The sequence below is a fragment of the Pelotalea chapellei genome, from assembly GCF_018531195.1.
Lineage (GTDB): Bacteria > Desulfobacterota > Desulfuromonadia > Geobacterales > Pseudopelobacteraceae > Pelotalea > Pelotalea chapellei.
This window is the reverse complement of sequence record NZ_JAHDYS010000018.1, coordinates 49,839-72,277: the sequence shown is the minus strand read 5'-3', so window position 1 is coordinate 72,277 and position 22,439 is coordinate 49,839. Positions and strand designations below refer to the sequence as shown.

23 protein-coding genes and 1 pseudogene are annotated in these 22,439 nt (G+C 53.2%); 9 read left to right on the top strand and 15 right to left on the bottom strand.

Annotation, left to right across the window (positions count from 1 at the left end):
- Positions 1-163: 163 nt before the first annotated feature.
- The 3 genes from KJB30_RS15760 to KJB30_RS18100 all read right to left on the bottom strand — a co-directional run bounded on the left by KJB30_RS15760 (position 164) and on the right by KJB30_RS18100 (position 1,605).
- Positions 164-742 (bottom strand): hypothetical protein, encoded by a 579-nt coding sequence (locus KJB30_RS15760; protein ID WP_214301093.1) that lies wholly within the window; start codon positions 740-742, stop codon positions 164-166.
- Positions 743-991: 249 nt separating this feature from the next.
- Positions 992-1,345, bottom strand: coding sequence for a GyrI-like domain-containing protein (locus KJB30_RS18105; protein ID WP_367618999.1), 354 nt, complete (start codon positions 1,343-1,345; stop codon positions 992-994).
- A 32-nt stretch (positions 1,346-1,377) separates the two neighbouring features.
- Positions 1,378-1,605, bottom strand: coding sequence for a hypothetical protein (locus KJB30_RS18100; protein ID WP_246545738.1), 228 nt, complete (start codon positions 1,603-1,605; stop codon positions 1,378-1,380).
- A gap of 229 nt (positions 1,606-1,834) precedes the next feature.
- Between KJB30_RS18100 and KJB30_RS15750 the strand changes: the two genes are divergently transcribed.
- Complete coding sequence (locus KJB30_RS15750; RefSeq protein ID WP_214301091.1) at positions 1,835-3,157, top strand: DEAD/DEAH box helicase; 1,323 nt, start codon at positions 1,835-1,837, stop codon at positions 3,155-3,157.
- 135 nt (positions 3,158-3,292) lie between these two features.
- Here the strand turns inward: KJB30_RS15750 and KJB30_RS15745 are convergent, their stop codons facing one another.
- From KJB30_RS15745 to KJB30_RS18295, 3 genes and pseudogenes are all read right to left on the bottom strand, one after another.
- Positions 3,293-3,433: a hypothetical protein gene (locus KJB30_RS15745; RefSeq protein ID WP_214301089.1), complete on the bottom strand. Its 141-nt coding sequence runs from the start codon at positions 3,431-3,433 to the stop codon at positions 3,293-3,295.
- 3 nt (positions 3,434-3,436) lie between these two features.
- On the bottom strand, positions 3,437-4,087 hold the full coding sequence (locus tag KJB30_RS15740) for a TolC family protein (protein ID WP_367619001.1): 651 nt from the start codon (positions 4,085-4,087) through the stop codon (positions 3,437-3,439).
- Positions 4,085-4,387: pseudogene (locus KJB30_RS18295) on the bottom strand (TolC family protein); the annotation flags it as partial. The pseudogene KJB30_RS18295 and the gene KJB30_RS15740, both read right to left, overlap by 3 nt.
- Before the next feature lie 379 nt (positions 4,388-4,766).
- Here KJB30_RS18295 and KJB30_RS15735 point away from each other — a divergent pair.
- The gene (locus KJB30_RS15735; RefSeq protein WP_214301087.1) at positions 4,767-7,577 is read left to right on the top strand and encodes a PKD domain-containing protein; all 2,811 of its coding nucleotides are present in this window, start codon (positions 4,767-4,769) and stop codon (positions 7,575-7,577) included.
- A 170-nt stretch (positions 7,578-7,747) separates the two neighbouring features.
- Here the strand turns inward: KJB30_RS15735 and KJB30_RS15730 are convergent, their stop codons facing one another.
- The 4 genes from KJB30_RS15730 to KJB30_RS15715 form a co-directional block, all read right to left on the bottom strand.
- On the bottom strand, positions 7,748-8,107 hold the full coding sequence (locus tag KJB30_RS15730) for a hypothetical protein (RefSeq protein ID WP_214301085.1): 360 nt from the start codon (positions 8,105-8,107) through the stop codon (positions 7,748-7,750).
- Positions 8,108-8,315: 208 nt separating this feature from the next.
- The gene (locus KJB30_RS15725) at positions 8,316-9,002 is read right to left on the bottom strand and encodes a DUF554 domain-containing protein (RefSeq protein WP_214301083.1); all 687 of its coding nucleotides are present in this window, start codon (positions 9,000-9,002) and stop codon (positions 8,316-8,318) included.
- Between the two features lie 152 nt (positions 9,003-9,154).
- Entirely contained in the window at positions 9,155-9,793 is a 639-nt protein-coding gene (locus KJB30_RS15720; protein WP_214301081.1) for a DUF6448 family protein, read from the bottom strand.
- A 151-nt stretch (positions 9,794-9,944) separates the two neighbouring features.
- Entirely contained in the window at positions 9,945-11,048 is a 1,104-nt protein-coding gene (locus KJB30_RS15715; protein ID WP_214301079.1) for a DUF362 domain-containing protein, read from the bottom strand.
- A 370-nt stretch (positions 11,049-11,418) separates the two neighbouring features.
- Between KJB30_RS15715 and hcp the strand changes: the two genes are divergently transcribed.
- The gene (hcp, locus tag KJB30_RS15710; protein WP_214301077.1) at positions 11,419-13,020 is read left to right on the top strand and encodes a hydroxylamine reductase; all 1,602 of its coding nucleotides are present in this window, start codon (positions 11,419-11,421) and stop codon (positions 13,018-13,020) included.
- 148 nt (positions 13,021-13,168) lie between these two features.
- Here hcp and KJB30_RS15705 read toward each other — a convergent pair whose 3' ends face one another.
- Positions 13,169-14,791 carry a methyl-accepting chemotaxis protein gene (locus tag KJB30_RS15705; RefSeq protein ID WP_246545737.1) on the bottom strand — a complete coding sequence of 541 codons (1,623 nt, stop codon included), beginning with the start codon at positions 14,789-14,791 and terminating at the stop codon, positions 13,169-13,171.
- Between the two features lie 493 nt (positions 14,792-15,284).
- Here KJB30_RS15705 and mqnE point away from each other — a divergent pair, with 493 nt between their 5' ends.
- Together mqnE and KJB30_RS15695 are read left to right on the top strand one after the other, a co-directional pair.
- Positions 15,285-16,364, top strand: coding sequence for an aminofutalosine synthase MqnE (mqnE, locus tag KJB30_RS15700; RefSeq protein WP_214301075.1), 1,080 nt, complete (start codon positions 15,285-15,287; stop codon positions 16,362-16,364).
- Entirely contained in the window at positions 16,364-17,404 is a 1,041-nt protein-coding gene (locus KJB30_RS15695; RefSeq protein WP_214301073.1) for a class I SAM-dependent methyltransferase, read from the top strand. The genes mqnE and KJB30_RS15695 overlap by 1 nt, the downstream gene beginning before the upstream one ends.
- Here the strand turns inward: KJB30_RS15695 and KJB30_RS15690 are convergent.
- The 4 genes from KJB30_RS15690 to KJB30_RS15675 form a co-directional block, all read right to left on the bottom strand.
- Complete coding sequence (locus KJB30_RS15690; RefSeq protein WP_214301071.1) at positions 17,401-18,234, bottom strand: rod shape-determining protein; 834 nt, start codon at positions 18,232-18,234, stop codon at positions 17,401-17,403. The genes KJB30_RS15695 and KJB30_RS15690 overlap by 4 nt on opposite strands.
- 97 nt (positions 18,235-18,331) lie before the next feature.
- Positions 18,332-19,315 carry a beta-ketoacyl-ACP synthase III gene (locus tag KJB30_RS15685; RefSeq protein ID WP_214301063.1) on the bottom strand — a complete coding sequence of 328 codons (984 nt, stop codon included), beginning with the start codon at positions 19,313-19,315 and terminating at the stop codon, positions 18,332-18,334.
- 145 nt (positions 19,316-19,460) lie between these two features.
- Positions 19,461-19,772 carry a hypothetical protein gene (locus tag KJB30_RS15680; RefSeq protein WP_214301061.1) on the bottom strand — a complete coding sequence of 104 codons (312 nt, stop codon included), beginning with the start codon at positions 19,770-19,772 and terminating at the stop codon, positions 19,461-19,463.
- Complete coding sequence (locus KJB30_RS15675) at positions 19,769-20,569, bottom strand: inositol monophosphatase family protein (protein ID WP_214301059.1); 801 nt, start codon at positions 20,567-20,569, stop codon at positions 19,769-19,771. The genes KJB30_RS15680 and KJB30_RS15675 overlap by 4 nt, the downstream gene beginning before the upstream one ends.
- A gap of 186 nt (positions 20,570-20,755) precedes the next feature.
- Between KJB30_RS15675 and KJB30_RS15670 the strand changes: the two genes are divergently transcribed.
- The 4 genes from KJB30_RS15670 to KJB30_RS15655 all read left to right on the top strand — a co-directional run bounded on the left by KJB30_RS15670 (position 20,756) and on the right by KJB30_RS15655 (position 22,432).
- Positions 20,756-21,082, top strand: coding sequence for a YggT family protein (locus KJB30_RS15670; RefSeq protein ID WP_214301057.1), 327 nt, complete (start codon positions 20,756-20,758; stop codon positions 21,080-21,082).
- Positions 21,083-21,087: 5 nt separating this feature from the next.
- Positions 21,088-21,540, top strand: coding sequence for a DivIVA domain-containing protein (locus KJB30_RS15665; RefSeq protein ID WP_214301055.1), 453 nt, complete (start codon positions 21,088-21,090; stop codon positions 21,538-21,540).
- Complete coding sequence (locus KJB30_RS15660) at positions 21,506-21,844, top strand: DUF167 domain-containing protein (RefSeq protein WP_246545736.1); 339 nt, start codon at positions 21,506-21,508, stop codon at positions 21,842-21,844. Before KJB30_RS15665 ends, KJB30_RS15660 begins: the two co-directional genes overlap by 35 nt.
- A 66-nt stretch (positions 21,845-21,910) precedes the next feature.
- Positions 21,911-22,432 (top strand): FKBP-type peptidyl-prolyl cis-trans isomerase, encoded by a 522-nt coding sequence (locus KJB30_RS15655; protein ID WP_214301053.1) that lies wholly within the window; start codon positions 21,911-21,913, stop codon positions 22,430-22,432.
- Positions 22,433-22,439 lie beyond the last annotated feature (7 nt).

Below are 22,439 nucleotides of genomic sequence, written 5' to 3'. Positions count from 1 at the left end.
CATGTCTAGCTCCTTGGTTGAGGTTCTAGACCGAAATCACTAAGTTGGCAATGGCTCAGTTTTCAGGGGGAAGGTCACATCCTTTATCAGCTAAGATAGTCATAGTTCTCAGAGTCCCATAATGTGAGCGCGCAGCGGCGGAGTGTCATTCTGCCATGCTTGGTTAGCGGTGTATTTTAAATGGAGTGAACAATTGGCTAACTGCAAAGAGACCTTGAAAAATAAATAATGTGCGGAATAAATACGCTTTCCAGTTCCTTCTAGCTACAAATCGCTTAATCGAGTATGCCTCTCTTGCCATACTGTACATGATGTATGAAACTGGCAGGAAAAGCACACCATACAGGTTGAAAACATTCAAAACCTTATGTTCAGCTTTGGATGTACAATATATGCCTATTCCAATGATAATTCCGCTGATTATAAAGGACAGATATACAATGCCATTAAAGCGAGTTAGTGCCATGAAATTCCTAAATTTTTTATACCAACCCTCATACTCACCAAGCTTCCAGCGTGGGTTAGAAATAGCAACAAAAAATGAAAAGCATGCGAAAGTAATCAAAACAGTATTTTCTAAAAAATTATAACTTATGTATTGAGTAATTAAGGCTTTCGACAAAATCAACGTTTTTAAAATCAAGTTATCAGGATAATCAAAACTGAAACATGCTATTGCGGAAATTGCTGCTGAACAAAGCCAAGCTAAAGCGTAGCTAACTAATGATATTTTTCTATTCATGCTTTTCCTTTTTTTTGATAACTCATTATTGCGCGGTCATGGTATGGCATCTACTATTGGATGCCATTCAGGTTTAATAATACTAGAGGCCTTTACCTGTGATTTTTACTTATCCAGAGCATCTAATACTGTATGTTTTTAATTATTTCTCCTGATCCGTACTGCAGAATGCTCCTGGGCCAGAGCGCTATCTTCTATAAAGCTCTAACTCAGGCACCTTGCCCAGGTATCCCCAACATTGGCCTTGTCCTATGCAAAAGGCTGACGAAGGATTGTCTTCAACTTGTCAGGAGCAGTGCGCGTGGGGTCACTGAGATAAATTTCATGATGCTTGCCCGCCAGGTTTTTGCCCTGCTTGGAGATTGTCTCATGTAGCGTCTGAATAGTCGGGCCTTCCTCGGAATATGGACCGATATGCAGGGTCTGAACGGCCTTTCCTTCGTGAAACTCTTGCAACCTCAACAGCGGCAGAGCTGGAAGTTTTTTCTTTTTTTTCACCTGGGCAATGGCCTCTTCCAAAACCGCCGTGGTCACGAACTCTGGTTGCATGATCATGGCGTTCCACTTCCACATATCTTTGTTATCCACGCTGAATTTTGTCATGTCATCCATCCACCAGAGGCCTTCAAGCGGCATTACCCCGTAGTCAATCGCCATGGCGCTTTTTTTATGATGAATTTGGCCGTGTAGGAAACGGAAAACAAAGCTTCAACAGCATCTCGAAATGATTGGGAAGTATTCGGATCGCCTTGGCCTCCCACCATCAGGAAGTTCATTGCCGGTACGTCAACTGTAGTCACTTCCTTGGCAGAGGCAGTGTAGAAGAGCTTCAGTTCTTGCTTGATGTCTCGCTTTTCCATCATTAGTCCCCCTCTTGTCGTCCGCTCTGATAGCTGAATCTGCGGGTGCCGAGTCCGCTACTATTAGCATGTTAAATTTAATTAAACAATTGCTGCCTGTGTGGTTTTCTAACAGCATTGCAAGCCTGCCGCCTGGCATGCTATACCGGAACATCTGAAACCACGGGATCGTGCCTGTGGTTTTTTGTTTCCAGCACAACTGCAACGTATGCAACACAAGGAGCTCAATCATATGTCATTCGAATCGCTCGGCCTGCGGCCGGAATTACTCAGCGCGGTTGCCAGTCGGGGATATACCGCTCCCACCCCTATCCAGAGCCAGGCCATTCCGGTAGTTTTCGAGGGATGCGATCTGCTGGCCGGCGCCCAGACCGGTACCGGCAAGACGGCGGCCTTTGCCCTGCCGATCGTGCAGCGCCTGGCTGAACATCCTTCTCCGCACAAGCGGCGGGTACCACGGGCGCTGGTGCTGGTGCCGACCCGTGAGCTGGCGGCCCAGGTCAGTGAGGAGATGAACAACTACGCCCGGCGCCTGTCGCTGCGCTCCACCATGATCTACGGCGGTGTGACCATCCAGGCCCAGATCGAGCGGCTGCAGCGCGGCGTCGATATCGTGGTGGCCACCCCGGGGCGGCTGCTGGATCATGCCGAACGGGGCACGGTGAACCTGGGCCGGGTCGAGTTCCTGGTGCTGGATGAGGCCGACCGCATGCTGGACCTGGGCTTTATCGACGACATCAAGCGGGTGGCGGAATACCTGCCTCCCAAGCGCCAAACCCTGCTGTTTTCGGCCACCTATTCCAAAACCATCAAGCAGCTGGCCGACCAACTGCTCGATCACCCGCGGCGGATCGAGGTGGCTCCCCCCAATATCGCCGCCGATGCGGTGGCCCAGGTGGTCTACCAGGTGGAACGCAGCCGCAAGCGGGAAATGCTCTCCTTCCTGATCCGCAGCGGGGGCTGGAACCAGGTGCTGGTCTTTGCCCGCACCCGCTACGGGGCGGACAAGCTGACCGAAGAACTGCTGCTGGACGGCATCAAGGCGGCCGCCATTCACAGCAACAAGAGCCAGTCCATCCGCACCCGCACCCTGGGGGAATTTAAAAAAGGGGAGCTGTGGGTGCTGGTGGCTACCGACGTGGCGGCGCGCGGCCTGGATATCCAGCGCCTGCCCCATGTGGTTAATTACGACCTGCCCCAGGTGCCCGAGGATTACGTTCACCGCATCGGCCGCACCGGTCGGGCCGGGGAGGAGGGTGTCGCTATCTCTCTGGTGAGTCCCGAGGAGCAGATGTTGCTGAAGGCCATCGAGAAGCTGCTGGGAAAGGGCATTTCGCCCCAGACCCTGGCGGAGTTCCCCCAGTATGCAGCCAAGCGCAGCCAGCGGGTCAAGGAGCTCAAACAGGTCAGCCAACCCCCCAAGCCGCGCAAGACGCAGCAGAAGCAGGCACAGCCGAAACAGGCTGCGGTAGAGGGCGGGGAGCGGGGACGGAAAAAGGTGGTTTCCCAGCGACCGGCACCCAAGACCGGTCGTCGGGGCAGCCGGAGTAAATGATCCCTGTCTGGGGAAAGAGTTTCTCCGTCGGCCAAAGCCGGGGAGGGTAGCCCCAAAAAAAAGAGGCCAGGGGAGCGATTGCTCTCCTGGCCTCTTTTGTCTCACTATGGCTCTCCTGCTAATCTACTTTGAAGATCATTCCGTTACAGCTATTGCCTCTTCCTGGTCGGTAGACGCCCCAGGGGGGATACTGACTTTGCGGATGATATCGATGAGATCGCGATAGCGACACTGGTAGTATCCTTTGGCCATGAGGAGGGTTTGCAGGCTGGCCATAGCTCACTCCCCCAGGATGCCTTGCACCCGCTCCATTGCTACTTTGGTCGTCAGAAAATCTCGTTTGGCGCGGGCCAGGTTGTTGCGGGCCTGCAGCAGGTTCAGTTCCGCATCCTCCACCTCCAGCCGGATCTTGACCCCCAGTTCATAGCCCTTCTCGGCCATGGCCAGGAGCCTTTCCGCCTGGGCCACGGTTCCCGTCAGTGAGTTCATAATCTCCCGCGATTCCTCTACCCGGTGGATGGCTTCCCGTACCTCCAGGGCCACCGCATCGGCCAGCTTGGCTTCGTCGATCTCCAGCGAGGTGCGGTCGCTGGTGGCCTGGGCCACCTTGCCGCGGGTTTTCAGCCCATCGAAGAAGGGGAACTTGAGCACGATGCCCGCGTTCCAGAGCAGCCCGTCACTGCTGGCGCCCCCCACATCCAGGCGGCGGTATCCGTAGGCCCCGGTCAGGTCCAGGTGGGGCTTGTTGTCGGCCTGGGCCACGCTGATCAGTTCATCGGCTATCTTCTTGCGGTGGCGGATCTCCTTCAGTTCCGGACGGCGCTCCAGTGCGGTGCGGATGGCATCCCCAAAGGAGGGGGCGGCGTAGGCCGGGGGCTCCAGCCCTCCCTGGACATCCACATCTCCCTCCACTGCCAGGATGTAGCGCAGGCGGTCCCTGGCCGTCTTCAGGGTGTTTTCGCTGCGGATCACATCGGGGTTGGCGTTTTCCGCCGAAACCCTGGCGGCCAGCACATCGTAATCGGTGGCCACTCCGGCGGCATACTTGCGCTCGGCCTCATCCTGGTGCCTGGTCTTCTGCTCCCGGTTCTGCAGGGCCAGCCCGCGTTGCTCCCGGGCCAGCAGGATGTCGTAGAAGGCCACGGCCACGTCCCGCCGGGCGTCCTGACGGGCCACCCGCAGCCGCTCGTCGGCCCCCAGTCGTGCGATGGTGGCGGCGCGGATGGCGGCGCCAAGCTTGTTTTTTGTTACTTAATTATAAAAGTAAAATTAATTATATTTAAATTTGGAACACTTCTTTCATAGTAATCCCCTAAATTCAAACCCCCTTTCCGTCCATGCTGGCTTGAGCCTATCTACAAAGGAAAAGGAATTAGTCTGATCTGAAAAATTGTCTCGTCATTTGCCGTAGAATATCAGCGGTATCACCATTTTTACATTCATGTCTGTCTATCCTGAGGAATGGGATCCCACCAAGAATGGTTGTTGTCTGATTCAGATCCTTTACTGCAGGGGAAACCAAAAATTATTGTAATTTTAGAACGCTTGTACGTGAGTAGAAGCAATGGCGAGTGAGTGCAGGCGAATTCAAGTAAAGAGGAGGAGACGAGTGAAAGTGAAAAGGTACCTGATGGACCATTTGCCGATGCTGTCGCTGACAGGTTTGGCAGTCGTGGCGGCGCTGTTTACGTGCGTGTATGCATCTTCCATCGCGTGGGGTATGGCGATGACGCAAACGGATTGCAGGAGATGTCATGGAACCGATGATGCGGTTATCGTGGCTTTTCATCATGGAGTTCGCGACGCCAACAATTGGAGCTGCACTCAGTGCCATAAACCTGTTTCCGACGGTACCGGTGGTTACACGATTACTGTGGAGAGAAACTGCACGGTGTGCCACGGTCCAGGGTATCATACCGAGCCTGCCGGAACGAACCCGCAACGGCATCACGCCATACGAAACGCATACGATTACGGTTGCTTGCATTGTCATCCGGCTGTGCAGGATGATACTGGCAGTTATACTATCGTTGTCACAAGAGATTGCTTCTTCTGCCATGTGGATGGCCAGAAACAATGGCGCCAGGTAAAGTGGCTGAATGATTTGCCATCGCCGGTCGCTCCCGATACGACGGCCACCACCACTACGGACATCACCAGCAAATTCCACGATACGATTGAATCTGATGGCTATCAGGTTTCGCACACCACAGCAGGAGACAAGGCTCTCAGCATCAGGCTCGAAAAGGATGCTTCATTGACCAGTAAGGTGACCCTCAGCCTCTATGTGATGGAACCGCCGGTCACGCCAACCATCATCAGGATCTATCCCTACCTGCTCGATGGTGAGACGGTCGATACGAGTGTGTGGAAGGATTTTCCGGTAAATACCGCCGGATATGTCCAGTGTGATGTCACTTCCATTGCGGTCAGAATGGCAGGTTTCACTTGGATGAAATACCGCGTGACGGCCTTTGGTGCTCCGCTAATGTTATCGGAAGGCTTTTTCGATATCCTGCGCAGCACTACCGATGGAACAACAAATCAGATTCCTATTTCTTCTGCCGGACCGGACAGGCTTGTCTCAGTAGGTGAAGCCATTGCGTTCTCCGGGGCAGGGTCGACCGACGCGGAAGGGGGAATAATCGCCTACACATGGGATTTCGGGGATGGCACCATCGGTACCGGTATGAATGTCTCTCACGTGTACACGACCGGCGGGACATACCTGGTATCGCTGAAGGTTACGGATGATAAGGGAGCTGTTGGGGAAGATTTTGCTTTTGTGAACGTGAAAGCGCCCTCGCTGCCGCCCAATCAACCTCCAGTGGCCAACGCCGGGCCTGATATCGTAACAACAGCAGGTCAGGTTTTTACACTTTCAGGTACAGCCTCAAGGGATGTGGACGGTCAGGTGGCAAGCTACACATGGAGTTTCCATGACGGCACCTCGGCAACAGGTGAGACTGTTAGCAAAATATTCCATAACACCGGTATCTATACCGTTACCCTTACCATCACTGACAACAGGGGAACCATTGCCACTGATACTGTAACCATCACCGTTTTGGCTCCGGCGGGTGGCAATGCCGTACCGATAGCCAAGGCCGGCACGGATGCCTATGCTTCGGTGGGTGAAGCGGTAACATTCTCCGGTGCGGCTTCCTCAGATCCGGATGGAACCATCAGCTCATATGCCTGGGATTTTGGTGACGGCACCAAGGGAACAGGTGTTTCCCCGGTTAAAACATACAGCACGGCGGGAGTTTATGTGGTCACCCTGGTGGTGACCGATAACGGAGGGGCAAAGTCTACTGACACCCTCACCATGACCATTCACAATATCATCAAACAAAACCAGCCACCTCTGGCAGACTCCTCTCCAGTAAATATTTCCGTCGTCGCAGGCCAGGCAATTGTTTTCACGGGTGCTGCATCGCTGGATCCTGATGGGTCCATAGCTTCCTATAGCTGGAATTTTGGTGACGGCACCTCCGCAATTGGCAGTTCGGTGACCAAAACCTATAACACCGCCGGTATCTTCACCATTACCCTTACCGTCACCGACAACGGGGGCGCAACCGGAACGTCAACCTCCGTTGCCACTGTTCAGGCGTCAGCCAATGTGTCACCCGTAGCCAATGCCGGTCCGGATGCCACTGGTGCTCCGGCGCAGACTCTTACCTTTTCCGGTTCCGGATCCTCTGATTCTGATGGCACGATTACCTCCTACAGCTGGGATTTTGGCAATGGAACAACCTCTACCGATATGACGGCAAGTACGGTGTATACTGGCGCCGGAACCTTTACGGTAAAACTCGTTGTCACCGATAATATGGGGGCAACCTCCTCCGATACTGCCATAGTCACTATTAAAGAACAGAACCAGCCGCCCAAGGCCAACGCCGGTCCGGATAAAACCGCAGCCCCCGGCAAGTCCATAGCCTTCTCCGGCTCGGGTTCTTCCGATACCGACGGCACGATCTCCTCATATAAATGGTCCTTCGGAGATGGGACATCAAAAACCGGGCTCAACGTGACTAAGTCGTACGCCACCGCCGGGACTTACACCGTAACGCTCACGGTCACTGATAATTCCGGCGCCATCGCCACCGACACAGCGATCGTCACCGTTACCACTCCGGTGAACGTTGCTCCCATCGCCAACGCCGGCCGGGATGTCAGCGGTACCACCGGACAAAATATCAGCTTTGGGTGTACCGGCTCTTCGGATGCAGATGGCAGCATCGTTTCCTATCTCTGGAGTTTTGGAGACGGATCGAGCAAGTCCGGGTGTAACGTCACTAAAAGCTATGCCGTTGCCGGAAAATACACAGTTACGTTGACCGTTACTGACAATTCGGGGGCAAAGGGAACGGATACAGCGATTGCAACGATCGCCGCGAGAACAAGAAGATAGCTGCTGAAACTGAAAGGTGCTGCCGGAATATCCGGCAGCACCTTTAACGTTTGATTTTGAACAGAGTATGAGTTGAATAAAAAGGGACAAGCTGAGCTTTGATAATAAAGGCAGCTTGTCCCTTGGTCGTTCCAGCCCTGCTGGCCGGCCTGATTGATATTTGCTTCTTCCTATCCCAGTGAATGCTCTGCAGCACCTATGGTCATAAGGTACAGGCGGACATCGACCGAATAGTCCACGCCGGCGTTGGTTACTGCTGCGAGAATTTTTCCGAGAATTTCCTTTGCCAGATCATTTTCATTCGATTCCCTGAAATCATTGTTCTTGGCAAATACCATGATTCGCAAGTCAGCGCCGACATCGCGGCCGCTTGCCTCGGAAAACTCCAGTGAAACCTGCTCAGGCGTTACTATTGCAAGTCTTCCGCCGGGGACATGCAGTGCGTCTGCGATAATGGACGGCAATTGCCGGGCAAGTTCGTCAAGTACATTGCTGGTTACGTGAGATTTGTAAGTGATCGCTGCGTTCATTGATTCTCCCTTGTATGGGGTTTCCCCCGGTTGTTGATCTCATCATTGCTTCCAGGTGCATTAAGCTGAAGGGCAGCTTATACCTCAATGGGTCAGCGGTATAGATGCAGAAACTCATATTTGCAACAATGACAGTTTGATTTTTCTGCGGCTGTAGTCGGGGATAAACTTGTGAAGGGCTTTTTGACATAAAGCTGGATGCCTGTCGTCAAGCCAGGCCAAACATCCAGACCAGTCCCACCGTTACAAAGACCGCCGGCAGCATATTGCCGACCGGGAGGCGCTTGATTCCAATCAGGTCCAGGCCGATGGCAACAATCAGCAGGCCGCCGACGGCATTCATCTCAACCACCACCGTTTCGGTCAGAAGCGATTTGGCGGATTCCGCCGCAATGGTAATGCCTCCTTGATACATCGCCACCGGAATCGCCGAGAATAACACGCCGATCCCCAGGGTCGAGGCCAGCGCAATCGATGCCACCCCGTCCAATGCTGCTTTGGCATAGAGGATGGTCGGGACCCCGCTTAAACCATCCTGTAGTGCCCCCATGATTGCCATTGCGCCAACGCAGTACAGCAGACTTGCCGCTACAAAACCTTCTGCGATATTACCCACACCGGCAAAGCGCCCTTGCAGCCACAAGCCGAACGACTCCAGACGCGCCTCGATCTGCAAACATTCACCGAGTACCCCACCGAGTATCAAACTGCCGATAACGATCATCGGCTGCTTGCTCTTCAGAGCCAGTTGCAGTCCGATCAGTAGTACAGTCAACCCCAAACCCGCCATGACAGTCTGACGAACCTTGCTGGAGATGAAGCGACCCGCATAGCGGCCGACCAGGGCACCTGCACAAATTGCAGCCGCATTAACAATAGTCCCGGTCAATATCATCGTTCGGCACCTTCACTATTTGAGTACATATTGGGATGTTCCTTGGTGGTTTTGATGGCTTCTAAGGGGTTAATTCTGTAGATTTTGCAGTATCACATTAGGATAAAATGTAAAAGCATGGGGGTGGTGAACACCAGCCGGTTGCCGAGGCATCATTTATGGCCATGCACATGTTTCTCTGTTGCTTGTTTCTTGTGAGCCGGTTTTCCATGATGCGCAGCATGTCCTTCTGCGTCCATCTGCAGGCGCTCCACATAATGGGTATACTCGACGTAGGCTGCCACGTATTCACGACCTTTCTGTATGCTTTCATCCTTGTGCTTGAGCGCTTCCGCCACCTTCTCGTATCGCTGGCTAATGCCCTGCTTGACCGTATCAGTTACCATTTTTATCAAGCCGTCAGGAGATCCTCCGGTCAACGCCTTGTCTGCCTCGGCTATAACCGGCTCAACTTCGCCTGCGGGCTTCAGTCCGGTGAAGGGTGCGCCTTCGCCGGCACGGTGGACCCTTACAAGTGATTCGAAAAACTTGTTCTCAACGGCCTGCTGCTGCTTTTTCCCCTGCGCAGCAAGTGCCTTATTGAAAGCGGCTTTCACGCTGTTCTCATCTTTGGGTTGCACCCATTTAAGAACTGGTGTGACATCTTTGCCATCAAGGGCCTTGCGGGCGTCCTGGACAACCGGTCCGTCCAATGTGTCACAGTGTGCTGCGGCATAACTAGTCCAAAGGGACATTGTTGCGGCGACAATGATTATCAGAAGTCTTTTGGTACAGGTTGATTTCGCTTTCATTGTGGCTTTCTCCTTTGTGTTAAAAATTTGTGTGAAGAAAAAATTGGTTTTAACCTTTGTCACGCCGAATGCCTTTCTATGTCAACTCGTAATTGAGTAATTCACCCGAACCATATGAATCGCACATCCAGCCAAATGGGATGTTTGCCGGTCACACCCTGATCAACTCATACTTCCTACTCCCCAATCCAACTTTCTCCCCATGCTCCAACTGCACCTGCCAGGGGATGTCAGGATACACACCGTTGAACTTGTCACCACCGGGTTCGTGACCGCTCTTCAGGGCGGAATTTTCGTTGCCTTTGGCGGCGTTCACCAGGTCGGCACAGGCCTGGTCAATGGCCACAGGGTCGGTTGAGGCGCAGATGCCGATGTCGTTGACGATGGGTGCGTCGGCATGACCGTAGCAGTCGCAGGCTGGAGAAACCTGGGTGATGAAGTTGAGATAGAGCATGCGCTCTTCCTTGCCGATGACGGAGGCCTTGGCGTACTCGGCCATTTTTTTCATCACCAGATCGGCAGCTTCATTCCACTGGATGTTGATCGTTTTGGTGGGGCAGACGGTGATGCAGCGGCTGCAGCCGGCGCATAGGTCTGGATCGATGAAGGCTGTGCCGTCGGTAATAATGATGGCGTCGTGGGCGCAGGCGTTGAGGCAGATTCCGCAGCCGGTGCAGTTTTTGACCGCCACCTTGGGCGCGACAGTCGAGTGCTGGATCAGCTTTCCCTTGCGGCTGGCGCAGCCCATGCCCAGGTTTTTGATGGCGCCGCCAAAACCGGTCAGTTCGTGACACTTGAAGTGGGACAGGCAGACCAGTGAATCGGCTTCCACAATTTCGGTGCCGATAAAGGCCGATTGAAGCAACTCGCCATTTACAGGTATTTCGCGCTCAGTCACTCCGCGCAGTCCGTCACTGATGATCAGCGGTGCGCCTACGCAGGCATAGGCAAAGCCGTTTTCTATGCCGCAGGTCAGTGCGGATACAGCTTCCTTGCGCTCTCCGGGATACAATGTGGATGAGTCGGTCAGAAAGGGCTTTGCACCCGCCTTTTTGATCTCTTCCACCACTTTGCGGGCAAAGATCGGGCGAATGAAGGCATGGTTGCCTTTTTCTCCGAAATGAATTTTTACGGCGGTCAGATCACCGATATTCACACGCTGGTCAAGCTCGCACAGTGCGAGGAGCTTTGTGATTTTATCAAACAGGTTCTCTTTGTGGCTGGCTCGCATATCGGCGAAGTAAACTTTGGCCATGGTAAATTCTCCTTTCAGTTATGAAAAACGCAGGATAGCTGTTCAACACCCTGGTTGCAAGAGTTAGGTAGCCCCTATTAAAGCTAATTAAAAGGAATGGTCAAAATCAAAAAATAGAGGTATAAGCTGTTCCTTGGATGGGATCAGCAGTAACTATTAGCGTTAAACCTGAATCCGTAACACCTTCACGCTTTCACTTGCCTGGGACGCCTATGTATGCGTCACGGATTCTGTTTTAAGAGAAATCTGCAATTGTTGCAATTTTTGACCGACGTCAAGCAAAGTGGATCAAGAGTGCCCTATGCTCCATTCACATGACGCACACTAAACCACTTATTCAGCAAGTACATCACACGAGGGAGGATCAACAATGAGTATGTTTTGTAATCAATGCGAGCAGGCAGCAAATGGAACCGGATGCAACATTTCAGGTGTATGCGGCAAGAAGCCCGATGTTGCTGCTCTTCAGGATCATTTGATTTACGGCCTCAAAAGCCTGGCGCTGTATGCCGACAAAATCGGCCGTAACGCAGAGATCGATCGTTTCACTATTGAAGGGCTCTTCACCACCGTTACCAACGTTGACTTCGAGCCGGCCCGCATTGGCGGTATGATCAAGCAGTGCTACGAGTTGAAGGAAAAAGCCAAGGCAGCCTACGGTTCCGCTATCGCTAACCCGGTTGCTGACTGGAAGCCGGCTGAAGATCTGGCCGGTATGGTCAACCAGGGAGAGCAGCACGGCATAAATACCCAGCATGTTAACGAAGACATCCGCTCCGTAATCGAAATCCTCATGTACGGCCTGAAGGGCATGGCAGCTTACATGGATCACGCCATGATTCTGGGAAGGACCGATGATGAGGTGATGGCTTTCTTCCAGAAGGCCCTGGCAGCAACCACCAATGCCAGCGCCGGCCTGATGGATGTTGTCGGCCTGGCCATGGAGTGCGGCAAGCACAACCTGACCGTGATGGGACTCCTGAATGCCGCCCACACCGATACCTACGGCCACCCGGTACCAACACCGGTACAGCTCGGCACCAAATCCGGCAAAGCAATCCTGGTTTCCGGCCATGATCTGAAGATGCTGGAAGAGATCCTCAAGCAGACTGAAGGCAAGGGCATCAACATATACACCCACGGTGAAATGCTGCCTGCACACGGTTATCCCGGCCTCAAAAAGTACAGCCACCTCGTAGGCAACTTCGGCGGCGCATGGCAGGATCAGGCCAAGGAGTTCGCTAACTTCCCCGGCGCGATTATCTTCAATACCAACTGCATCCAGCGTCCAAGCGACTCCTACACCGACCGTCTCTTTACCTGGGGACTCGTTGCATGGCCTGGTGTCAAGCATGTCGACGGATGGGATTTCTCTGCAGTGATCAATAAAGCTCTGGAATGCCCGGGGCTGCCCGAGAATCCGGGGCAGGAGATCTTGACCGGTTTCGGACACAACGCAGTTCTCGGCGTAGCCGACAAGGTCATCGCCGCGGTCAAGTCCGGCGACATCAAGCACTTCTTCCTGGTGGGCGGCTGCGACGGCGCAAAATCCGGCCGCAACTACTACACCGAGTTCGCTGAGAAAGCCCCCAAGGACACCGTCATCCTGACCCTGGCCTGCGGCAAGTATCGCTTCAACAAGCTCGACTTCGGCGATATCGGCGGTATTCCACGTCTGCTGGATATCGGTCAGTGCAACGATGCCTACTCTGCGATCCAGATCGCCGTGGCCCTGGCCGGCGCATTTGAATGCGGCGTAAATGACCTGCCGCTCTCGATGGTGCTCTCCTGGTACGAGCAGAAAGCGGTTGTCATCCTGCTGACCCTGCTGCACCTGGGCATCAAGAACATCAAACTCGGACCGACACTTCCCGCGTTCATCACACCAAACATACTCAACTTCCTGGTGGAGAACTTCAACATCGGCCCAATCACAACAGCAGAAGCAGACCTCAAAGCTATTCTGGGATAATCGGAAAGAGGTTTACAGCAGCAACAAAAAAAGGAGCTCTCACGAAAGTGGGGGCTCCTTTTTTTGTGTGAATGTTTATGGTTTATATCTTTCAAGTACTCCCTGGGAGAGGAGTGCTCTCTGATGTCCGTGGTAAACTAATTTTCAGCTATATCCGGAACTGTTCGACCATTTCCTTGAGATCTTCGGCAAGCCGTGCAAGCTGGTTGGCTGCATCTGCTTCTTCGTGGGATGATGTTGAAGTAATGTGAGCTACTTCAGTAATCTGTTGAATGTTGTTGTTGATTTCCATTGTGGTTGCAGTTTGTTCTTCAGCTGCTACTGCTATCTGATTGACCTGATTCGTAACACTGGCAATCTGGTCCAGAATGTGCCGAAGCGCATCGCCGGATTTGGCCGCTTCTGCAGTGCCCTGCTCCACCTGTCGTACACCTTCGTCCATGGCGGTGACCGCACTTTTGGTTTCGGTCTGGATGGACTTGATCATTGCGCCTATTTCTTTGGTTGCCCGTGTTGTCCGCTCTGCAAGTGCCCTGACCTCGTCCGCAACAACAGCGAAGCCGCGTCCCTGTTCTCCTGCACGTGCCGCTTCGATGGCAGCGTTGAGTGCCAGCAGATTGGTCTGGTCAGCAATGTCTTCAATGGTGCCGATAATTTCACCAATCTGATCCGAACGAGAACCGAGTGTTTCTACCGTCTGGGCTGTGTCACGAACACGATCCGCAATCCGGCTCATTACATTGACTGTTTCGTCAACTACCCTGGCTCCCATTTCAGCCGCTTCATTGGCTTTGGCCGAATCATTGGCTGCATTGTGACAGTTGCGGGCGATTTCCGTTGAGGTGGCGGACATCTCCTCGCAGGCTGTGGCGATGGTGCTGGCCTGGGCCGCGAGTTCTTCGGTGCTGGTAGCCATCTGGCCGGCGGTGGAATGCATCTGGATGGCCGCTGATGACACTGAGAGGCTGTTGTCGGAAAGCCTCCTGATGATGCCGGAGAGTTTTTCTCCCATGGTGTTCATCTCGTTGCCGAGCATGCCCATTTCATCAGTTGAGGTAATCCCGGAACGAACTCGCAAGTCTCCATCGGCAATGGCAGCCATGGTTTCGAAGACATCAGCAAGGGCGCGGGTAATGCCCCGGGAGATACCGATACTGATAATGATTGAGCCGGCTACTGCTGCGATAATGGCAAGAAGCAATACTACAGTCTGGCGTTTGTGGGCTGTGGCCGCCTCTGCAAATATCTCCTCGCTTTCCTTGACATTGATATCGTTGAGGGAGCTGACTGCTTCGGCAGGCTTTGTGTACAGGGGGCCTACTTTTTCTGCCCCGAACTGAGTAGCTTCTGACAGGGCAGCAGCATTGCCCGTGCTATGGGCCTCCAACAGCATGGTTGCGAGTTTGGTCCCCTGGATTGAATAGGATTCGACTCCCTCACGGAAAACAGTGACAAGCTCCTGCTCCTTGGGGGCCAGATCTGCAGTATTAACCTTTTTCAGGCTGGTGCGGATGCTCTCGATCTGCTTGTTGTAGTCATCGAACTTGTCTTTCAGCTTGACCTCATCCTTGAGGGCCATCATGTAGACCAAATCGAGGCGGGCGGCCAGAAACCGGTTCTTCATTTCACCGAATTCAGCCACATGATGAATGCTGTTGTTGAGGAGTTGCAGTTCGGCTTGGCTGCGCTTCTGATTGATCATACCCATGGTGCCCACGATGAGCAGCCCTACGATTCCTACCGCTACCAGAGCCAGCAGCTTTGTCCTCATTTTCAGATCTCTCCATCTCATCTTCTTCATTCCCCTTTAGCAGTTTTTGAAATTTATCTCTGAAACTGGTCTGCGACGTTTAACCACAGCTTTTCATTTTAATGAGACACACTACCGCAGAATTGCCAACATTAAAATAGAAATTTTTAGAACATCTTTTGTTTCGATATCAGGTACTTTCAGTCCAAAACAGTATGAATCTCTCTTGATGAGGAAGTGTCAAATTCTGATACTGTTTTAACCAGAGAAAACTTTTTTAGTGGAGTCCCTCGTGGCTCGCATGCAGGCAGAGATACAGCAACAGCAATCATCCCGCACAATCCTGTGTTTGTGGAGAGCTGCTGCTGTCTCTTGGTATGTGCTGATGATTCCTGTCAGAAGCACAGCAGGGTGCCGCTGATCTCGTCGGAAGGCCTTTGCTACGGGGATGGCCGGGTCTTGATGGGCATAAAATTCTTGAACCACTCTCCGCTTTGCCGTAAACTCCATCCCCATGACTACCTTTGAAACCATCGCACAAAAAGTTCACGACGGCCTGCGTATCTCCAGTGAAGAAGCACTTTTCCTGTTCGAATCAAATGACCTGCTGGCAATCGGCAAGCTGGCTGCAGTAGCCAACGAGCGCAAGAACGGCCGCAACGTGTACTTCAACGTCAATCGCCATATCAATCCCACCAACATCTGTGTCAACCGCTGCGCGTTCTGTGCTTTTTCCCGTACGACCGGGGAAGATGGGGCCTATATCCTGGCGCTGGACGAGATGTGCAAACGCGCACGCGAGGCTGAGGCCGAAGGCGCTACCGAGATCCACATGGTTGGTGGCCTGCACCCGGATCTGGCCTTCGAGTTTTACGAGGAGGTGCTGGCCGGCTTGCGCGAGGCTGCACCGTCGCTGCATATCAAAGCCTTTACCGCCGTAGAGATAGAGTATTTTTCGCGCATCTCCGGTTTGAACATCGAGACAGTGCTGGAACGGCTTAAAGCGGCGGGACTCGGCTCGATGCCTGGTGGAGGGGCCGAGATACTGGTGGAAGATGTTCGCCAGAAAATCTGTCCTGAGAAAATTTCGGGCAGCCGCTGGCTGGAGATCATCCGGTCGGCCCATTTGGCCGGGTTGAAAACCAATGCCACCATGCTCTACGGACATGTGGAAGAGCCGGCCGACCGGGTGGCGCACATGGAAATGCTGCGTACCCTGCAGGACGAGACTGGCGGTTTCCAGGCCTTTATCCCCCTGGCCTTTCAGCCGGAGAACTCTGACCTGAAACTGGACATCAAGGCTACATCGGGGCTCGACGATCTCAAGACCCTGGCAATCAGCCGCATCTTCCTGGACAACTTTCATCATATCAAGGCCTACTGGATCATGCTGGGTGAGAAGATCGCCCAGGTGTCACTGGCTTTCGGCGTCAACGATCTGGACGGCACTGTCGTGGAGGAAAAAATCGGCCATGATGCCGGAGCCGTCACGCCCCAGGCGATGACAAAGGAGGGCATCATCCGCCTGATCAAAAAAGCAGATAAGGTTCCGGTTGAGCGGGATACACTCTACCGTCCGCTGCGTACGTTCTGATGTTCGTTTTCACTGCGTCTCCCCTTCCGGGGGACGCAGCTGCCAATCTCCACAAGATTTTTTCCCCCACCATTGATCAAGCCTCATTCCAGCCCGACCTCCAACGCTTGAAGTCTCTCACCGCTGGCTATGTTGCCTTCTGCCCCTCGCCCTGGCCGGCGCCCGGACTTGTCGTGACTTCTGAAATCAGTGGCCAGAGCGAAGTCTGGCTGCCGCTTGACATGATACGGCCGGTTTTCGAGAGGCTCTATCGCAAGGTGCTGCGGTATCCCCCCATTCTGTCCAGCACACCTTTTTCAGGTGCATCCAGTTGGGCGTCGATAGTTGCCGCTTTTCCCGAATTTATAAAGCACTGTTGTACTCCCGCAAGTCTGCTGGATGCGCTGCTGACTGATGATGAACTGCGCGAAAAGTTCATCTTCTGGTCCTTTATGCCTCGGCGATTTTACGGTGCAGGTTCCAATCGCTATCCAGGGCAGACGGTCTTCGTGCGGGAGTGGTTGCAGGGGCGCACCTTAAAAACCGTGCGCTGTCTTGATGCCGCGTGTGGAGACGGGGAGAGCAGTTATGCACTTGCTTCACTGGTGTTGGAGAGTGGAGTGAGAGTAGATAAATGTAGTGTCGAAGGGTGGACAATGGACCCTTTGGAAGTATGGTGCGCTGCACATAGCTGTTTTCCACACGACGCCCGACGGCAGGCCGGTTTTCGAGCGGCTACCGGGCAGCTTTTCAGCGGGGGCGGCCATAAATGTCTTACCTTTCTGCAGGCCGACCTGTTGAATGCTCCGGTTACAGAGCGATTTGACTTGATTGTCTGCAACGGGTTGCTGGGCGGTCCGATTATATCGGATGTCTCACAGGTGGAGATGATTGCGCAAAACCTGACAGCTCTGCTGCAGCCGGGTGGCCTGCTGCTGGTGGCCGATCATTTCCACGCCGGCTGGAAGAAGCGGCTGCCGACAGCGGTTATTGCAGGGAGGTTTGCCGAATGTGGGTTGCGGGTCAGAGAGGCAGGGGAGGGATTGGCGGCTGAAGGTTAATGCCATCGGTTCAGCGCCGCAACTATCGGCAGGATAGCCCGTGCTCCTTCGATTACGTCGCTGAGGGGCGTGGGGGAGGTGGTGACGGTGATGCCGGTTCTGTCCTCGATCAGGCTGGAAATGCCTGGCACCAAAGCTCCTCCTCCTGTCAGCCGAATGCCGCTCTCGATGATTTCACACCCCAATTCGGGAGGAAGATTTTTCAGGAACAGAGCGATGGCGTCGGCGAGGTTTGATGCAACGTCATGCACGGGGGAAAGGGAAATTCCCTTGCTGCGCAGCAACTGTTCTGCATTGGCCGTGGAAAGTGAACCGCTGCGCGACCAGTTGGAGGCAATTTTACTGCGAAGCTGGGCACATCCACCCCGTACGGCACAGGTGGAGCGGATTTTACTTTCCCGGATCACGGCACAGTCAGTTACCCCCTCACCAATGTCGATTATCATATGGGCATAGGGGGAGGAAACATCGACGCCAGCGCCGACTGCCGCGGCCAATGGTTCCGGAATGATTGTCACGGAGGAAGCCCCGGCTTTCATGATTGATCCCACCAGCAGTTCGCGTTCCGCCCGGCTTACGTCGCTGGGCGCGCATGCCAGCACACACGGCCTGACAATGCCGAAGATTTTTACTTGGGAGAGCATTGGTTTGAGAAGGTTCGTCGCTGTATCTTCGTTTGTGATGACCCCTGCCCGGAGTGCGTGTCCCGCCGAAGAATGTGAAGGCTGTTTCATCAGTCTGTTGGAACCGGCGGCCAGCCTGATGCTTGCCGTGCCCACATCCAATGCAACATCCTGTCTCCGGAATGCACAGCGTGAAATAAACGCCATACCCGCTCCTTCTCACCTGTTTGAAAAGCTGTCTTAAAAAAAACGCCTGCTCTTATTACAGAGCAGGCGTGCAATGCATTGCAATAAAAATGTGTGACTAGAAGCGGATCAGCAGGCCACCCCAGGTGAGGCCGCCGCCAAAGCCCATGGTTAGTACGAGGTCACCCGGCTTGATAGTGCCGTTGTTCATGTTTTCAGCCATGACCAGGGCAACAGAGGCAGCCGATGTGTTGCCGCAGCGGTCCAGGTTGAGCAGGAAGCGTTCCTTGGGATAGCCGAATTTTTTGGAAATGAAATCAATCATACGAACGTTAGCCTGGTGCGGGATGATGTAGGTCAGGTCGGAAGGCTCGATGCCAGCCTTCTGGCACAGGGTGCGAATGATCTCAGGAATCACTTCAGTGGCAAACATATACACATTTTTGCCGGACATTTTGAAGGTTGTATCATGTGCGGCGATGGTTTCGGCAGTAACCGGCTTGCGTGAACCGGAGGAAGGAACCTGAATCAAGGGCCAGCCATTGCCGTCGCTGCGCATGTATGTACAGAGAATACCTTTGTCTGGCGCATCGGTAGCTTGCAGAACAGCAGCTCCTGCACCATCGCCGAAAAGAGGGCAGGTGGTTTTGTCGTCAAAATCCAGAATTTTGGAGTAGGTGTCAGCGCCGATGGCCAATATTGTCTTGTATTTGCCGCACTGGATGAAGTTGTCCGCCACTTCCATGGCATACACGAAACTGCTGCACACTGCATTGATATCAAAGGCAAAAGCGTTGCTGGCGCCAATATTTTTCTGAACGATACAGGCGGTTGCAGGCAGGCTCATATCGGGGGTTGAGGTCCCCAGCACGATGCAGTCGATTTCAGTGGCCGGAATGCCGGCAGCCTGCAGGGCATTCAAAGCTGCTAGGGTTGCCAGGTCGGAAGTAGCCTGGTCCTCGCGAGCAAAGCGCCGTTCACGGATACCTGTCCGGGAGAAAATCCATTCATCTGCACCTGGCACCAGATGTTCGAAAAAGTCATTGGTGATCACTCGTTCCGGTGAACACGCCCCGCTGCCGATAACCTGCGCACGTATCATAATTTCCCCAATTTCATATGCTGCGACTTATTCCGACTAAGTGCAAAACTGTAGTACTATCACACATAAAAACACTGTTTGTCAATGTAAAGGCATGGTGGGGCGGGTGCGCCACATGTCCATCAAGATGTGTGTCGAAAGTGCTTCATTCCCCATTTTTAAGGATGTCCACAACGGCAAAGCTCCAGAGGAAAAAAAATCCCGCCAGCAGGGCTTTGCCGAAGCCCGCAACGCCACCCAGTGCGGTAGTGATTTCTGCGGCGCTGAGATTCCCAGAGGTGACTTTTGCTGCGATTAACGGAGATGCTCCTCGCAAAAGCACAAACAATGCCAGCAGCAGTAGAAGATTCATGGCCATGATCAGGGCAATACCGGCAATTTTGCGCCCCAGAAAAAGTTGCCCCAGTCCCGGCAATATCAGCCCGCTAAGCAGAAGCGCGGTGGTTTTCCGTTTCATTGTATTCCTCCTGCGACCATGCCGAGTACGGCTATCATCTCGTCATGGATGTGGCCATTACTGGCGAGGATGCGATTGTTTGTCATACCGTATGCAGAGCCATCGAAACTGGTCACTATTCCTCCGGCCTCTCGCACCATCAGGAGCCCGGCTGCAACATCCCATGGTTTGAGCTTTAATTCCCAGAAACCATCAAGCCTTCCTGCCGCCACGCTGGCAAGATCCAGTGCTGCAGCCCCGGCTCTGCGGATACCCCTGGCAGCTTTTTGAAAGGCAATAAAACTGTCGAAATTATTGGATGGATCACTGGCGCAATCATAGGGAAAACCGGTGCCGAGCAGCGAGTCCCGCAAGGGAGCATGGTCGGATACATGCAGCTGTCGTCCGTTCAGGTAGGCGCCCCCCCCTTTGGTCGCGGTAAAGAGCTCATCGTAGATCGGGTTGTAGATTACGCCGGCAACCATTTCAGCGTCAGCTTCTAGTCCTATGGATGTGCAGAACCAGGGGAAGCTGTGGGCATAGTTGGTCGTGCCATCTACCGGATCAATGATCCAGCGCAGGGAAGAGCCTGTCACAGGATAGGCGCCTTCCTCGGCCAGAATGTTGCTGTCCGGAAAATGGCTCAGAAGGTGCTCCACGATCATCCGCTCGGATTCACGGTCAACCTCAGTCACCAGGTCTTTGTCCCCCTTCATTTCAACTCGGACCTGTGTGGCGAAATGGTGGCGCTGATAACTGCCGGCTTTGAGAGCCGCTTCTACAGCACGATCCAGATGGTTACGCCATGTAGTGCTCATGATTTCTCCCATAAAAGAAGGCGGCCGATTGCCGCCTGCTGTTTGTGTGCCCGGTTTCCGTTCGGAACCTGTCCTGTATATCAGAGCGTAGCCGGGAAGGCAAGTGCACCCGCCTATTCTCACTTTGACATTACCTGGACTTTCAGGCATATTCAGCTACATTTATAAAAAGGCGGAGCTAAAAAAGTGGTGCTTTTCGCAAATATCATGCTGGCGCTGGCCAAGATCGTGGAACTGGCTGATGGCCTCTTAACCCTTTACAAATATGTACTTCTGGCCAGTGTAATTATCTCCTGGATTAATGCTGATCCGTATAATCCCATTGTCAATTTTATCTATCGCATCACCGAGCCGCTGCTGCGCAAAATCAGGCGCCATATGCCTGATACCGGCATGTTGGATCTTTCACCCCTTGTTGCTTTTGCACTTATTTACGTGCTGCAGATTATCGTCTTCAGCACGGCATATCATTATCTGACCACCGCCGCTATGGCGCTCAAGCTGAGGGGCTGATTGCAATGAAAATTACACCGATCGATATTCAGCAGCAGCAGTTCAAGGGTAAGATGTTTAACGGCATTGATCCCAATGATGTTGATGTTTTCCTGCAGGCAGTGGCAGGGGAGATGGAAACTCTGGTCAGGGATAACAATGATCTTAAGGAACAGCAGGCTCTTCATGCCAGGGAGACAAAGGATATCGCTGAAAAGGAGCGCGAGCTTCGCGAGACATTGCTGGCAGCCCAGCGGATAGTAGAGGAGATGAAGGCCAACGCCCAAAAAGAGGCCGCCCTGATAGTTTCCGAAGCTGAGCTGAAGGCGGAGCGAATCGTGGCAGACTCTGAACGGCAGCTGGGGGATTTGAAGGCGCGGATAGAGGATATCCGTCGACAGAAAGTCCAGTTTGAAATAAGTCTGAAATCTTTGCTGGATTGCCATGCACGCATGCTCTCAGGCGATGATCAGGCCTGAACATTCCCTGTGCAGTGTCACGGATGGTGGCGTTTTCCTGACCCTGCATATCCAGCCGCGGGCTTCAAAGAACGAGGTGTGCGGTATACAGAACAACGCCCTTAAGGTACGGCTCACTTCTCCGCCTGTTGATGGTGCTGCCAACAAGATGTGCCGCAAATTTCTGGCCGATCTGTTCAAAGTGCCTCAGTCTGCGGTGGAAATCATTTCCGGCGAAACTTCCCGTCATAAGCGGGTGCTGATCGCGACCGATGATCCTGAAAAACTCTGCAAGAGTGTTGACAGCCTCATAACACCTCATTGAAAAGCTCCACCATGTAACATCCCGCAGCACAATCCAAACTAAAATCTATCATGAGAGGACATGACCATGGCACAAGCAAAAGATGGCGATAAAGTACGGGTTCACTACACCGGCAGGTTGGAAGACGGCAGCATTTTTGATTCATCGGAAGGTATTAAAGAATCATGTGCCGATGACAGTTGTAAGGACGATGACTGTGGCGATGGCGGTTGCGGAGATGGCGGCTGTGGATGTGGCGAGCAATCTTCTGGTCCCATGGAATTCGTTATTGGACAGGGAACGCTGATTCCCAAATTTGAGCAGGCAGTCATCGGACTTGAGCCTGGGCAGAGTGTTACAGTTACCATTCCAGCTGCTGATGCTTACGGTCAGCGTGCAGAAGAAATGGTTGCAGTGATCGAGCGTAGCGAGATTCCTGAAAATATAAATCCACGGCCGGGCGATCAGATGGAAGTGGTACTTGAAGATGGTACCCCAATGCCGGTAATCGTCATGGATGTAACGGATACCACCATTACTCTTGATGCGAATCATCCCTTGGCAGGCATGGACCTGACTTTCGATATCAGGCTGCTAGAAATAGTTTGATAGATAG